This is a genomic window from Vibrio sp. ZOR0018 (assembly GCF_963865925.1).
GTDB classification, from domain to species: domain Bacteria; phylum Pseudomonadota; class Gammaproteobacteria; order Enterobacterales; family Vibrionaceae; genus Vibrio; species Vibrio anguillarum.
The window spans coordinates 241880-256099 of the sequence record NZ_CAWMCN010000123.1; the positions used below are offsets into that span (position 1 = coordinate 241880).

Sequence of the window (14220 nt, forward strand, 5' to 3'; positions counted from 1 at the left end):
GCGTTTCTCAAATTGAAGCTGATTAACGGTTTTGTATGTCTCATAGCCTACTTTTCCATAAGACCTACCTGCATCCCACCAGTGATGAATGGGTTGTTTTTGTGCATGGTGCAGGTGGAAGTTCATCCATCTGGTTTAAGCAAATCAAAGCGTACCGTGAGCATTTCAACCTGTTATTAGTTGATTTACGAGGTCATGGCAAGTCAAACCAACTGTTTAAAGAGTTGATGGCAAATCGTTACACGTTTAAATCCGTCACTCTTGATATTCTCAAAGTGCTCGATCATTTGAAAATTCAGTCTGCTCATTTTGTTGGAATGTCACTCGGCACCATTATTGTGCGTAATCTTGCTGAAATGGCGACTGGGCGAGTTTGCTCTATGGTTTTGGGGGGAGCGATAACCCGTTTGAATGTGCGCTCTCAAGTGCTCGTAAAGTTGGGTAATTTGAGTAAACACATCATTCCTTACATGTGGCTTTATCGTCTGTTTGCTTACATTGTGATGCCACAACGCAACCAAAAAGAGTCACGGCATCTTTTTATTCGAGAAGCGAAGAAGCTGTGCCAAAAAGAGTTTAAACGCTGGTTTATGCTGACTTCCGAAGTCAATCCTCTGATGAAATGCTTCAAAGAGAAAGAGCTACCCATTCCCACTCTTTATCTTATGGGAGAGAGAGACTATATGTTCATTCAACCCGTTAAAGACATGGTGGCAATGCATAGACAAAGTGTGTTATTAGAAATCCCAGATTGCGGCCACGTGTGTAATGTTGAACAATCTGAGATGTTTAACCACCACTCAATTGAGTTCATCCGCCAGCATCAGACTCGTTAGTCTGAATCTAAACAACCGCAGTACCAGCAGGCTGCAAACTGCGGCCCATTTTCCTCGTTGCACTGTCCACAAACCCAGTTAGGTTCTTCGTTTATCTCTTCTATCTGATAGGCCAATAATTGTGCTTGAGCCTCGGTGATTTGAGCTTCATCCAACAGCCATATATAAGGCAAGGTTTCTTCTGAAAAAGGGAGCTCTCCACCTAAGCCGTATAAGTTATCGCCTCTCACTTCACAGCGAATATTGAATTGCTGTAAATACTGACAAACTATATATGCCTCTATCGGGTGGTTTGAAACACAAATTTTCATCATTATTCACTTCAGGCGGAAGTTGGGTTTTTGTTCAATCTGGCCATAATCCACTTGGTGAGAATAGGGAAAAGACCTAATAGAGCAAATGAAAGCAAAACCGAAGGAGATACAATACCGGATAAGCTTTCAATTTCAGCTAGTTGAGTACCGGCATTCAGATAAACGGCAGTGCCGGGCAACATACCGAGTTGGCTAATCAGGTAAAAGCGAGCGGTTGATATGGGTGTTAGGCCCATTAATAAATTAATCAAGAAAAAAGGGAAAACCGGAATTAAGCGCAGTGAGAATAGATAAAATGCCCCATCTTTTGCAACGCCTTGATTAATCGTTTGCAGCTTTTGACCAAATTTTGTTTGAATCCATTCACGCAGTAAGAAACGGCTACTCAAAAAGGCGATAGTTGCGCCTATGGTGCTGGCAAAGGAGACAAGCAGTAAGCTAGTCCAAAAACCAAACAGCGCAGCACCCAGTAACGTGACGACCGCCGCTCCTGGGATAGAGAAAGCCGTGAGCACAATATAGAGTGAAAAATAGATCAAAGCAGCGCTGATCACGTTTTGGCTAATGTATTCGTTTAATAGCATTTGCTGTGCTTTGGCATTATCTAACGTTAGATATTGGCCAAAATTTACAATCAAAAAGACAATAAAGGCAAATAAAGCCAAGCCTAAGAGAAGTTTTTTATTCATGGTATTCCTCAAAACGACATATTTTACTAGATATAGTGAAGAAGACAGAGGAAGTCGAATTTATATTTCAAAACGGGATGAAAAAAAACGCTCGCATGGTGATACGAGCGTATTTGATTATTTAATCGAGATATTTATTTACTCGGAGGTTAAAGGCTTTTCGCTAATTCATCGCGTCGAGATTGTGGGATAACCGACCAATGCTTGCCTTCAATCGCACCTTCAAGGGCCCATAGCAATTCAAGACTGATTGAAGAAGAATGGGTTTGCTGAATCGCTTTATAGGCTTCCAAAGCCCCCTTTGTATGCAAATCCGTTACTGATTCTATCCCTGCTTTCTTAAGCATACGTTCGGTGGCGAGTCGAAGGTTCGGGAGATCTTTTAGGCGTTCTGGCTTCGTTTGGGCTTGAACTTCTCGTTCTTGTTTGGCGATTTCGAGTGCGACAGCAGCATCTCGTAAAATAAGCGAAGGGTTTTCCCAACAATTGTCAGGTAATGCGAAGTATTTTGTGACGACAGGGAACCCACGTTTTTTATAGATATAGGGCTCATAGCCTTGCTCTTTAAAGCGAGAGGTTGATAGATCGTCTGCGCGAATATGAAGTTTATCGTTTACGACCAAAGCAAACATGGTGTCATCGACAAAAATGCCGAAGCCGCCAAACATTGAACGAGACTTAACGCGTCCAAGTTGTTCGAAGAGTCGCATTGAATCTTTAAGTACTGGTTTATCCATGCTGTAAATTCTCGGTGTATGGGAAAAACGCCACCAAAATCAGGTCCGAGAGATTAGCAAACTTATGCAGAAAGAGTGTCAGTAAGGGGTAAACTTAACGTTTGCATATTTGCCATCGGCAACCCCGCTACCTACCGAATAGTCGGTTTAGGCCGGAGGCTTTGCGTCCCATCTTTTCAAATGGTTTGCCCTGTGCGTGACTTCTAATAGTAAGAATATATAAATTTTTGGATGAGCATCACGTTTATTTATTATTTGCGTGATGCTCATTCCAAATTTACTATTATTTAATACGGCGTTCTGTCTCGAATATAGGAAAATCCCTAAAATTGACATTTGTCGCTTGCTTTAAATAATGACACTATTTTGTTATGTTTTTTACTGTGTTGCGTTCAACAATCTCGGGATGCATCTCAAACACACGACGTTCATGCTCTTTGTCTTTAATGCGTTCCAATAGGATTTCAAAGGCGTTTTTCCCTACTCGTCGTTTTGGCTGGTGAACCGTGGTTAACGGTGGCGAGAAATACTCAGCAAGTTCAATATTGTCATAACCAATAACAGACATGTCATCAGGAATACGGATGCCTTTTTGTTGCAAGCGACTCATTAAACCGAGAGCCATTGTATCGTTAAAGCAGAAAACAGCCGTTGGCCGCTTGTCCATGGCGACAATTTTGTCGGCGGCGAGCACCGCAGTATCACACTCGAAGTTACCTTCCAAAATCCAATCTTCATGAACGGTTAGGCTTGCTTCGGCAAGAGCACGCTTAAACCCTTGAATACGCTCTTGGCACGCCGCTTTTTCGAAGTGTCCACTTAAGCAAGCAATGTCAGTATGGCCATGATCAATAAGGTATTTGGTGGCGAGATATCCGCCTTCCTCTGAGTTATCAATAATTTTATCGGCTTGAGAACTTTCAGGGCCCCAGTCCATGATAACTTTCGGAATGTCTGAATGACGATCAAGCATCTCAAGCAGTTCTTGGGTGAGGTCCGAGCACATGACCAACATACCATCGACACGTTTTTCCGCTAGCATGCGGATGTAGTCGCGTTGCTTCTCGTAAATACCGCCGGTATTGCACAAAATAAGTGTGTAGCCTTGGCGGTAGCAGTAACTTTCAACACCATCGATAACCTCAGAAAAAAATAAGTTTGTCGATTGGGTCACTAACATACCAATGGTACGGGTGGTGTTGCATTTTAAGCTGCGAGCGACTGCACTTGGTGCATAGTTAAGCTCTGATACCGCTTCCATCACTCGTTCTTGGGTTGCTTCAGCCACAAAGCGAGTTTTATTGATTACATGCGATACCGTGGTGGTTGATACGCCCGCTAAGCGTGCAACGTCTTTAATCGTAGCCATAAATTCTCTGTCCTGTCGATAACTGCTGAAAGTGATAGTCACGAAGAGCAATTCAGCGGTATTAGGCCTATCGGTGTTATATTGAAGCCTAAAAGTAGTAAAAACACAAAAACCGCCTCTAATCAGCGGTTGCATCTTAAATTCATTTTTTATCGTTTGCGGTCAAGATTCTAGTCCGCAAATGTCCATCAAGCAACGAAAAATCCACCGAATAAATCGGTCAACAGTCACAATTGACCGATTTAGTAATAGGTATTAACTAGGTTATCTCATTAGTTTGATAAATAGTCGCGGTCTAAGTGAAGAAACGCGACCAACAATTCGCTTGCGGCACCGTAAAAACCAAATTGATCAATTTGTTGGCAGCGAAGATGGAATTGTGGGATCCAAGAGAGCAAATGTTGTTCAATAAAATCACACTGCTGCGTAAAGGCTTGTTCAAGGTGTGTCTCTTGTTCAAGCTCATTGGAGCGAATGATCAAGTTACCTAAGAAATCCAGTTCAATCGCAATGTGGTCGGCGGGTTCGTTGAGTGTATCGTTGACTGCAATGTGATGGGCTGCCATCAAATCCGACATTGCTCTGGCTGGTTCGTCATTGAGCAACCCTGATTTTCCAATGTAAATTGAGGCATAGGGTAGCGCGGACTCCTTATTGGATTTTAAAAAAAGATCACAGAAATCGGCTGCGAGCTCAAGCTGTGCGTCTTCTTTGTCTTGCAATCGGTTCAGTGCATCAACTAATTTATCAATGGCAGGTTTAAGTGTCGCGTTTTCTGCTAATCCTGAAAGAAATGTGCGAATAGCGGGCGTATAGTATTGCTCTAATTCATGCTCCGAAAGTTCTTTCACAAATAAACTCGAAAGCCACCAATAAATCTCGGCACGCTGTTCATTAAAAGCTTTGATGTCTTGCATGGTATTGGCTCTCCAAGGGGGGGGGGGGGGGGAAAATCGTTTTTAAAAAGTAATTGATCTAAGTGTAACTAATAAAAATGAATAGCAGTCGCTAAGAAAATGAAAAAATATGAGTGATTTTTTCATTAAGTTAATGGATGTCTGGAAGGTTGTTTTGAATCAATAAACTCTCATCTTTCTTAATTTTAAAAGTGATACGACTAGAATTATGACTATTTATGAATAGAATGGCTTTGTACAGAATCTCGAGCCGAGGTTTGAACATTTCTATAGAGTAAAGTGGTGTAAATGAGCTATCACGTATTAGTAGTTGAAGATGATGCAGTCACTCGCAGCAAGCTAGCTGGATACTTTCAAAGCGAAGGTTATATGGTAACGCAAGCGGAAAGCGGTACTCAGATGAGAGATGCTTTGAAAAACAGCGCGATAGATCTGATTATGCTAGACATTAATTTACCCGGTGAAGATGGTTTAATGTTAACGCGTGAGCTACGCAGCCAATCTGATATTGGCATCATATTAGTGACAGGGCGCACGGATAGCATTGATAAGATTGTTGGTCTTGAAATGGGGGCCGATGATTATGTAACGAAACCTTTTGAATTGCGCGAGTTGCTGGTGAGAGTGAAAAACTTGCTGTGGCGGATCTCGACCGCAAAAAACAAACTGAACGAAGAGAGCGGTGTATCTCACAATGCGAATTTAGTGCGCTTTAGCGAGTGGACCTTTGATATCCAGCGCCGAGCGCTGAGCCGTAATGGTGAGCCCGTAAAACTGACCAAAGCGGAATATGAGCTATTAGTTGCCTTGTCGTCATATCCGAATCAAGTCCTTAGCCGTGAACGTATTTTAAATATGATCAGCCATCGTGTGGATGCACCTAACGATCGAACGATTGATGTACTGATTCGACGCATGAGGGCGAAGATGGAGTTTGATCCCAAGAATCCGCAAATCTTTGTGACTGTGCACGGTGAAGGTTATATGTTCGCTGGTGATTAGCTGAGTGGTCGCGTGTGTAAAATTGGCGTTGGGCCGTGCCTTTTTATTCCCATGATTTTTTGTAGCCGCGATTATCAAGAAAAACGGAGCACATAAGTGGCTCCGTTTTGGGTTGAATACAATTGCTAATTGCTATTGATGTCCAATTCTGTATCGCCATGCCCGGAGGCCCAATCACGTAAGTCTTGCCACAGCAGCCCTAACGTTTCATACCAGTAACGCTCGGTTTGTTCTAAATAACGCGCTCGAGGAGCGTATTTTTCCCAAGGTTGCTCAATATTCGTTTGTGCTAAGAAATTGGTTGGCGCAGGTATTGGGTCAATACCTGCAGAATTAAACTCTTTTAACGCTCTTTCCATATGACTGGCTGACGTTACCAAAACCAGCCTACGCTGTTGAACAAAGGCGGCGGCTTGTCGTGCTTCTTCCCAAGTATCTTTAGCTGTTTCTAGCAAAATAATATCGGATTTATTCACTCCAAGCGCGAGTGCCACCACGGCTAGCATGCGCGCATGGCTAAATTCCGACCCGCCAGAGTAGCCTGATAAAATCAACTTTGAGCCGGGGTACATACGCATGACACGTATGCCTTCGTTTAAGCGTACCAACGCAGTGCGGCTGAGTTCCGAGGTCGGCGGGATTTGGTCATCCACTACGTGGCCGCTACCTAAAACCATCACATAATCGATGGTGCCATCAACGGGGAGAAAAGCCGAGTATTGTCTTTCCAAAGGCATTAACATGCGCGTTGCAAAGGGTTGGAAAGAGATAAGAAATATCCCCACTAAAGAGAAGAGGACAAACATACAGCCAGTCTTACGTCTGACGGTGAACATTATGAGCATTAATCCGACAAAACCGAGGATTAGCATTGCCGGAAGAGGCATTAATAATGAGGAAATAACTTTTTTCAGCTCAAACATATACAAAATAGTCCGAAAAAACACCACTTGATAATAAAAAGGAACAAAGCCCCTTTATTCCTGCCATTCCTATGACAGAATAGCAGCACGATTCGCTATCATAACTCAAGCCACTGTGACTGAAGACCGGAATTTCGACGATATTGCCCACAAATTTGCAAAAAACATATACGGCTCTGACAAAGGTGAAATTCGTCAAGTCATTGTTTGGCAAGATCTTGAGCAACTGCTCGCTTTGTTGAGCAACCACCCAAAACCTTTGCAAGTGCTTGATGCCGGCGGCGGTTTGGCACAAATGTCACAAAAAATAGCCAAGCTTGGACACCAAATCACGCTGTGTGATTTATCCTCGGAAATGCTCCAGCTAGCCGAACAAGAGATCCGCAAAAATGGTCTGCTTGAGCAGTATCGGTTGGTACATTCCCCCGTGCAATCCATCCAATCGCACCTTAGTGCGCCAGTGGATGTGTTGTTGTTTCACGCGGTGATGGAATGGTTAGCCGAGCCAAAACCCGCATTGCAGAATTTGTTAGAGCAAGTTAGGCCAGGTGGTATGGCATCAATCATGTTCTATAACCATCATGGCTTGGTGTACAAAAACGTTGTCTGTGGCAACATTCCCCATGTATTGGAGGGCATGCCGCATCGCAAGCGGTTTAAGCTCCAGCCTCAGCAAGGGCTAAAACCTGAAGAAGTGTATCAATGGATCGAAGAATCAGGATTTGAGATTTGTGGAAAATCGGGCATCCGATCATTCAGTGACTATATTGGGAATGTGAAAAATATGGGTGACTACCAATATGAAGATGTACTGGCACTCGAACAACAATTATGTAGACAAGAGCCGTACCTCTCGCTAGGTCGATACATTCATGTATGGGCGAAAAAGAAAATAGAGCAGGAATAACAATGAGTGAGATGACTCAGAACGCTGCACAGCAACCTATTGATGAATTGGTTGGTTGGGTAAAGCAGCATGATTTCTCATTGAACCTGACGACAGAACGACTGGCGTTCCTTATTGCCATTGCAGTATTGAGTAACGAAAGGTTTGATGAAGAATTAGGTGAAGGTGAGTTACACGATGCGTTTGCCATCGTAACTCGCTTATTTGAAGAAACCGGTGAAGCCTCCGCGTTTCGTGCTAATAATGCGATCAATGAGTTGGTGAAACAGCGCTTAATGAGCCGCTTCACCAGCGAGATGAGTGATGGCGTTAGCATTTACCGTTTGTCACCGTTGGCTATTGGTATTACGGACTATTACGTCCGCCATAGAGAGTTTTCCAAGCTGAAGCTCTCAATTCAGCTTTCTATGGTCGCCGATGAAATGGCCAAGGCGATTGAAGCCGCGAATAAAGGTGGTACTCCCGGGCATTGGAAAAAGAACGTCTACGGCGTATTAAAATACTCGGTAGGGGAAATTTTTGATCGTATCGATTTAAACCAACGTGTGATGGACGAGCAGCAGCAATCGGTCAAACTGCAAATCGCAGAGTTGCTGAATAAAGATTGGCGTGAAGCGATCAACAACTGTGAATCGTTATTGTCTGAAACCTCTTCAACGCTGCGTGAACTGCAAGATACTTTACAAGCGGCGGGGGATGAGCTGCAAACGCAAATTTTGGATATTCAAGAATTGGTTTATGGCGAAGCCGAACTCGAATTCATTGAAGAAATCCTGTTTGGATTACAGATGAAACTTGATCGCATCACCAGTTGGGGACAACAGGCGATCGATCTCTGGATTGGCTACGACCGCCATGTCCATAAATTCATTCGTACCGCCATTGATATGGACCAAAACCGAGCGTTTAGCCAGCGTTTACGTCAATCACTGAGCGACTATTTTGACGCCCCTTGGTATCTCACTTATGCCGATGCTGAGCGTTTAACCGACCTGCGTGATGAAGCTCTCGTGTTAAGAGATGATGAGGTGATGGGGCAAGTGCCTCCAGAAGTGGAGTACGAAGAGTTCCAGCAAGTCAATGATGAGCTCTCCTTGCGTATCGGCAGCATGCTCAAAGGTCATAAAGATCAAGGGATGCCAATTGATTTAGGACGAGTACTGAGAGACTACCTCGCCACTCATCCCCATACACATCATTTTGATTTAGCCCGAATTATTGTTGATCAAGCGGTGAGGCTTGGCTACTCAGAGCAAGATTACCAAGCCATCCAACCTGACTGGCAAGCGATCAACGATTTTGGTGCAAAGGTACAAGCAAATGTCATCGACAGATATTAATGAATACATGCCAGAAAATCTGGCTAAAGCGATTTCAAATCCTTTATTTCCTGCGCTAGATAGCCAGCTTCGAGCTGGGCGTCATGTTTCTAGTGATGATTTGGATAATCACACCTTTTTATTGGATTTTGAGCCCGATTTAGCGCTGTTTTACCAACGCTATAACACCGAATTAGTCAAAGCGCCGGAAGGCTTTTTTTACCTGCGTCCTCGCTCTACTGCTTTAATCAATCGTAGCGTGCTGTCTGAGTTGGATATGCTGGTCGGCAAAGTGCTCTGTTTTCTTTATTTGAGTCCTGAACGCCTTGCGCACGAAGGCATCTTTACTAATCAAGAATTGTACGAAGAGCTACTGTCTCTGGCCGATGAAAAAAAACTGATGAAGCTCGTCACCAACCGAGCCAGCGGTTCAGACTTAGACAAAGAAAAGCTGTTTGAAAAAGTGCGTACCTCATTGCGTCGTTTACGTCGTTTGGGGATGATCATCCATTTAGGTGATACCAATAAATTCCGCATTAGCGAAGCCGTATTTCGTTTTGGTGCCGATGTGCGTATTGGTGACGACATGCGTGAAGCACAACTGCGTTTGATCCGTGATGGTGAAGCGGTTGTCCACGCCCAAGAGCCGAATCAAGGCAGCTTGCTGGATAACGAAGACGAGATTGAAGAACAAAATGTTAACGAGCAAACAGAATGGGAAGGTGAAGCATGATTGAGAGAGGTAAATATCAATCGCTAACCATGATCAATTGGAACGGTTTTTTTGCTCGTACTTTTGATATTGATGGATTAGTTACCACCTTGTCAGGCGGTAACGGTGCGGGCAAATCGACCACCATGGCGGCATTTATCACCACCTTGATCCCAGATCAAAGTTTGCTCCATTTTAGAAACACCACCGAAGCGGGCAGCTCACAAGCGTCTCGCGATAAAGGCTTATACGGTAAACTGCAAGCGGGCGCATGTTACGCCGCGTTGGATGTAGTGAATTCACGCAAACAGCGTTTACTGTTTGGCGTTAAGCTACAACAGGTGGCGGGGCGCGATAAAAAAGTGGATATCAAACCGTTTGTGATTCAAGGCTTGCCAAGCCATGTCAAACCAACCGATGTGCTGATTGAAAACGTCTCAGACAACCACGCGCGCGTGCGTCAACTCAATGAAGTGAAAGAGATTGTCGCGAAAATTGAAGGGGCGCATTTTAAAGCGTTTAGCTCCATTGTCGATTATCACGCGCAAATGTTTGAATTTGGCGTGGTGCCGAAAAAACTGCGTAACAGTAGTGACCGTTCAAAATTCTATCGCTTGATTGAGGCTTCTTTATACGGCGGTATTTCCAGTGCCATTACTCGCTCGTTGCGTGATTATCTGTTGCCACAAAATGGTGGTGTGAAGAAAGCATTCCAAGATATGGAATCGGCGTTACGTGAAAACCGCATGACATTAGAAGCGATCAAAACCACGCAAGCGGATCGCGATCTCTTCAAGCACCTGATTACCGAATCGACAAATTACGTGGCCGCGGATTACATGCGCCACGCCAACGATCGCAACAATAAGCTAGAGCAAACGCTCGCGTTGCGTAACGAGTTGTTCGGCTCTCGCCATACATTGATTGAGCAAAATCGATTACTCAATCAAGTTCAAGAAGAGCTTGAACTGCTGTTAGAGCAAGAATCTACCTTAGAGCAAGATCACCAAGCCGCTTCTGATCACTTGCAACTGGTGCAAAACGCACTGCGTCAGCAAGAGAAAATTGAACGCTATCAAGAGGATTTGCAAGAGCTCACTATTCGCCTTGAAGAGCAGATGATGGTGGTGGAAGAGGCGCAAGATCGCGTCATGATGGCTGAAGAGCAAGCGATTATCTCTGAAGATGAGGTCGATAGCTTAAAGAGTCAATTGGCCGATTACCAACAAGCATTAGATGTTCAACAAACGCGAGCATTGCAATATCAACAAGCCGTACAGGCGCTTGATAAAGCCAAACAGTTGCTAGATGATGATCAGTTAACACCAGAGCGTGCCCAAGCGCAGGTTTCTGATCTCAAGCATCAGCAAGACGCTAACACCACCACCTTATTAGCGTTAAAGCATAAATTGGACATGTCTTCGGCAGCGGTCGAACAGTTTGAGCAGGCACTGAAACTGGTGCGCAGTGTGGTGGGTGAAGTGTCTCGTCACGATGCCGCTCAGCATGCAAAAGCCATCATGCAGCAAGCGCGTAACGCCCAGCAAATTAGCCAAAATGAAGCACAGTGGTATGCGCAGCAGCGAGATCTGGAACGTCGCTTAAATCAGCAGCAAGTGGCGCGTCAGTCCGTGGCTGAATACCAAAAGCAACACCATATTGACTTGCACGATGAGCTAGCACTAGAGCAAGAGCGCGAGCGCCACGCCGCTCTGATTGAATCGCTGGAATATGAACAAGAAGCGCTACGTGAACAGCGCAGTGAGCAGCGCCGTACCGAGCAAGATAAACAGGCTGAAATTCAACGACTGGAATCGATCGCTCCGACTTGGATTGCTGCCAACGATGCATTGCATACCTTACGCGAACAAAGTGGTGCAACATTAGAAAATAGCCAAGCTGTGATGGCGCAGATGCAACAAGTGCTTGAGCAAGAAAAAGCACAATCAATCGCTAAAGATAAACTGGCAGAACGTCGCGCGCAGCTTGAAAATGAAATCGAGCGCTTGGCGTCTCCTGGTGGTTCAAATGATCCTCGCTTGAAAGGATTAGCGGATAGCTTAGGCGGCGTTTTACTGTCTGAAATTTACGATGACATCACGATTGACGATGCACCTTATTTCAGTGCCATGTACGGCCCAGCTCGCCATGCGATTGTAGTTTCGGATTTATCTGGCATCAAAGAGAAGCTGGTCGAGCTTGATGACTGCCCAGAAGATCTGTACATCATTGAAGGGGATGTCGATGCCTTTGATGACAGCTCGTTCAATGCTGACGAATTGGAAGGAGCAGTATGTGTACAGCTCAATAACCGCCAAATGCGTTATTCTCGTTTACCTGAGATCCCACTCTTTGGCCGAGCTGCGCGCGAACAACGTTTAGAGTTACTGCGTAACGAGCGCGAAGAAGTGGTGGAAGAGCACGCAAAAGCGGCGTTTGATTCACAAAAACTGCAACGTCTATACCACAGCTTTAACCAATTTGTTGCTTCACACATCCAAGTTGCTTTTGAAGCCGATCCAGAACAAGCGTTGCAAGCTGCACGTGAGCAACGCAATCAACTGGTCCGTGTATTGGCTGAATTGGACGCAAAAGAACAGCAGCAGCGCAACCAGTTACAGCTGAGCAAACACGCGTTAACGATGCTCGATAAGCTGGCTCCTAACATGTTGCTCATTGAAGATGAGGCATTGCAAGCACGTTTCGATGAAGCTGAGCTGAACATTAATCAACTGGCGGAAGCGAAAGCGTTTTTAAGCTCGCACGGTAAAGCCATCGCGGAGTTAGAGCAGCTTGCTTCAGCGCTTGAGGTTGACCCGCAGCAATTTGATGCACTCACTGCACAATATCAGCAAGCGGATCAAGCTCTTCAGACATTGAAAGTGCAGATCTTTGCACTTTCAGATGTGATTGAACGCCGCCACTATTTTAGCTATTCCGATTCGGTTGCTTTGCTCAGTAAAAGCAGCGAGCTAAGTGAGCAGCTCAAAAACAAATTGGTTGAGGCAGAAAGCGCCCGTACCTGTACTCGTGATGAGCTCAAACAGGCTCAAAGCCAAATGAACCAATATAACCAAGTGTTAGCGGCCTTAAAAAGCTCGCATCAAGCTAAGTTGGAAACGGTTCAAGAGTTCAAGCAGGAGCTACAAGAGTTTGGTGTGCATGCCGATGAAGGTGCGCAAGAGCGTGCTGAACGTCGTCGTGATGAATTGCAACAGCGTCTGCATGCCTCACGTACCCGTAAGAGCGAGTATGAACGTACACTAACCGCAACTGATCTTGAAATGAAAGCATTAGTTAAACGGTTGAAAAAGGTGCAGAAAGATTATCAAGATCTGCGCACATTTGTGGTGAATGCAAAAGCAGGGTGGTGCTCTGTATTACGTTTGGCGCGTGATCACGATGTTGAGCGCCGCTTGCATAAACGTGAGCTGGCGTATTTATCGGCCGATGAACTGCGTTCCATGTCGGATAAATCGTTGGGCGCGCTGCGTTTAGCAGTCGCAAGCAATGACGACCTACGCGATGCACTGCGTTTGTCGGAAGATAACGCACATCCAGAACGCAAAGTTTTGTTCTATATCGCCGTGTATCAACATCTGCGTGAGCGTATTCGCCAAGACATCATTCGCACTGATGATCCTGTTGAAGCGATTGAAGAGATGGAAGTGGAGCTTGCGCGCTTAACAGAAGAGCTGACTCAACGTGAAAACCGTTTAGCGATCAGCTCTGAATCGGTGGCCAGCATCATCAAAAAAACCATTCAACGTGAGCAAAATCGTATTCGGATGCTCAACCAAGGTTTGTCTAACATTAACTTTGGTCAAGTGAAAGGCGTTCGCCTTAACGTGAAAGTACGCGAGAGCCATGAAATCCTACTCGCGGGATTATCTGAAAAACAGAGTCAGCATAAAGATCTGTTTGAGAGTACTCGTTATACCTTCTCTGAAGCGATGGCGAAATTGTTCCAGCGTGTTAACCCGCATATCGATATGGGGCAACGTTCACCGCAAGTATTGGGTGAAGAGCTATTGGATTACCGTAACTACTTAGAGTTGAGTGTTGAAGTAAATCGCGGATCCGATGGCTGGTTGCAAGCGGAATCGGGCGCGTTATCGACTGGTGAAGCGATTGGTACTGGGCAGTCTATTTTATTGATGGTGATTCAAAGTTGGGAAGAGGAATCTCGTCGTCTACGCAGTAAAGACATCGTTCCATGTCGTTTACTGTTTTTAGATGAAGCGGCGCGTTTGGATGCTAAATCCATTTCAACCTTGTTTGAACTGTGCGAGCGTCTGGATATGCAACTTTTAATTGCTGCGCCAGAGAACATTAGCCCTGAGAAAGGCACGACTTATAAATTAGTGCGCAAAGTGTTTAAAGATCACGAACACGTTCATGTGGTCGGTCTACGGGGTTTTGGTCAAACTGAAAAACCAAAATCAGAAGCACAGCAGATGGCCGAAATGCTGTAAGCATCGCCTCCATCGCTAAT

12 protein-coding genes and 1 riboswitch are annotated in these 14220 nt (G+C 44.9%); of the genes, 6 read left to right on the forward strand and 6 right to left on the reverse strand.

Annotation, left to right across the window (positions count from 1 at the left end; all coding sequences use genetic code 11):
* Window positions 1-35 precede the first annotated feature (35 nt).
* Window positions 36-836, forward strand: a complete 801-nt coding sequence (locus tag AACR75_RS15465) for an alpha/beta fold hydrolase (RefSeq protein ID WP_017049877.1) — start codon at window positions 36-38, stop codon at window positions 834-836.
* Here AACR75_RS15465 and AACR75_RS15470 read toward each other — a convergent pair.
* The 5 genes from AACR75_RS15470 to torD all read right to left on the reverse strand — a co-directional run bounded on the left by AACR75_RS15470 (window position 833) and on the right by torD (window position 4862).
* The gene (locus AACR75_RS15470; RefSeq protein ID WP_052190351.1) at window positions 833-1150 is read right to left on the reverse strand and encodes a hypothetical protein; all 318 of its coding nucleotides are present in this window, start codon (window positions 1148-1150) and stop codon (window positions 833-835) included. The genes AACR75_RS15465 and AACR75_RS15470 overlap by 4 nt on opposite strands.
* Before the next feature lie 8 nt (window positions 1151-1158).
* Window positions 1159-1839, reverse strand: coding sequence for a TVP38/TMEM64 family protein (locus tag AACR75_RS15475; RefSeq protein ID WP_047690896.1), 681 nt, complete (start codon window positions 1837-1839; stop codon window positions 1159-1161).
* A 149-nt stretch (window positions 1840-1988) separates the two neighbouring features.
* A complete protein-coding gene (locus AACR75_RS15480) occupies window positions 1989-2576 on the reverse strand; it encodes a TfoX/Sxy family DNA transformation protein (RefSeq protein ID WP_013857073.1) in 588 nt (195 codons plus the stop codon).
* 114 nt (window positions 2577-2690) lie between these two features.
* A riboswitch (cyclic di-GMP riboswitch) is annotated at window positions 2691-2776 on the reverse strand.
* A gap of 161 nt (window positions 2777-2937) precedes the next feature.
* Window positions 2938-3945, reverse strand: coding sequence for an HTH-type transcriptional repressor PurR (purR, locus tag AACR75_RS15485; protein WP_047690899.1), 1008 nt, complete (start codon window positions 3943-3945; stop codon window positions 2938-2940).
* A gap of 272 nt (window positions 3946-4217) precedes the next feature.
* Complete coding sequence (gene torD, locus AACR75_RS15490) at window positions 4218-4862, reverse strand: molecular chaperone TorD (RefSeq protein WP_017044658.1); 645 nt, start codon at window positions 4860-4862, stop codon at window positions 4218-4220.
* A 288-nt stretch (window positions 4863-5150) separates the two neighbouring features.
* Between torD and torR the strand changes: the two genes are divergently transcribed.
* A complete protein-coding gene (torR, locus tag AACR75_RS15495) occupies window positions 5151-5864 on the forward strand; it encodes a two-component system response regulator TorR (protein WP_013857070.1) in 714 nt (237 codons plus the stop codon).
* Between the two features lie 125 nt (window positions 5865-5989).
* Here torR and elyC read toward each other — a convergent pair whose 3' ends face one another.
* Window positions 5990-6814 carry an envelope biogenesis factor ElyC gene (gene elyC, locus AACR75_RS15500; protein WP_013857069.1) on the reverse strand — a complete coding sequence of 275 codons (825 nt, stop codon included), beginning with the start codon at window positions 6812-6814 and terminating at the stop codon, window positions 5990-5992.
* An 88-nt stretch (window positions 6815-6902) separates the two neighbouring features.
* Between elyC and cmoM the strand changes: the two genes are divergently transcribed.
* The 4 genes from cmoM to mukB are packed head-to-tail and all read left to right on the forward strand — an operon-like array spanning window position 6903 to window position 14200.
* Window positions 6903-7694, forward strand: a complete 792-nt coding sequence (cmoM, locus tag AACR75_RS15505) for a tRNA uridine 5-oxyacetic acid(34) methyltransferase CmoM (protein ID WP_017044660.1) — start codon at window positions 6903-6905, stop codon at window positions 7692-7694.
* Window positions 7695-7696: 2 nt separating this feature from the next.
* The gene (gene mukF, locus AACR75_RS15510; protein WP_013857067.1) at window positions 7697-9034 is read left to right on the forward strand and encodes a chromosome partition protein MukF; all 1338 of its coding nucleotides are present in this window, start codon (window positions 7697-7699) and stop codon (window positions 9032-9034) included.
* On the forward strand, window positions 9015-9746 hold the full coding sequence (mukE, locus tag AACR75_RS15515; RefSeq protein WP_017044662.1) for a chromosome partition protein MukE: 732 nt from the start codon (window positions 9015-9017) through the stop codon (window positions 9744-9746). The genes mukF and mukE overlap by 20 nt, the downstream gene beginning before the upstream one ends.
* Entirely contained in the window at window positions 9743-14200 is a 4458-nt protein-coding gene (gene mukB, locus AACR75_RS15520) for a chromosome partition protein MukB (RefSeq protein ID WP_047690902.1), read from the forward strand. The genes mukE and mukB overlap by 4 nt, the downstream gene beginning before the upstream one ends.
* Window positions 14201-14220 lie beyond the last annotated feature (20 nt).

Bases quoted from the DNA above. Each gene is read 5' to 3' on its own strand.
- AACR75_RS15480 (WP_013857073.1), bottom strand. From the start codon at position 2,576: ATGGATAAACCAGTACTTAAAGATTCAATGCGACTCTTCGAACAACTT.
- torR (WP_013857070.1), top strand. From the start codon at position 5,151: ATGAGCTATCACGTATTAGTAGTTGAAGATGATGCAGTCACTCGCAGC.
- AACR75_RS15475 (WP_047690896.1), bottom strand. From the start codon at position 1,839: ATGAATAAAAAACTTCTCTTAGGCTTGGCTTTATTTGCCTTTATTGTC.
- mukE (WP_017044662.1), top strand. From the start codon at position 9,015: ATGTCATCGACAGATATTAATGAATACATGCCAGAAAATCTGGCTAAA.
- AACR75_RS15470 (WP_052190351.1), bottom strand. From the start codon at position 1,150: ATGATGAAAATTTGTGTTTCAAACCACCCGATAGAGGCATATATAGTT.
- mukB (WP_047690902.1), top strand. From the start codon at position 9,743: ATGATTGAGAGAGGTAAATATCAATCGCTAACCATGATCAATTGGAAC.
- AACR75_RS15465 (WP_017049877.1), top strand. From the start codon at position 36: ATGTCTCATAGCCTACTTTTCCATAAGACCTACCTGCATCCCACCAGT.
- torD (WP_017044658.1), bottom strand. From the start codon at position 4,862: ATGCAAGACATCAAAGCTTTTAATGAACAGCGTGCCGAGATTTATTGG.
- mukF (WP_013857067.1), top strand. From the start codon at position 7,697: ATGAGTGAGATGACTCAGAACGCTGCACAGCAACCTATTGATGAATTG.
- purR (WP_047690899.1), bottom strand. From the start codon at position 3,945: ATGGCTACGATTAAAGACGTTGCACGCTTAGCGGGCGTATCAACCACC.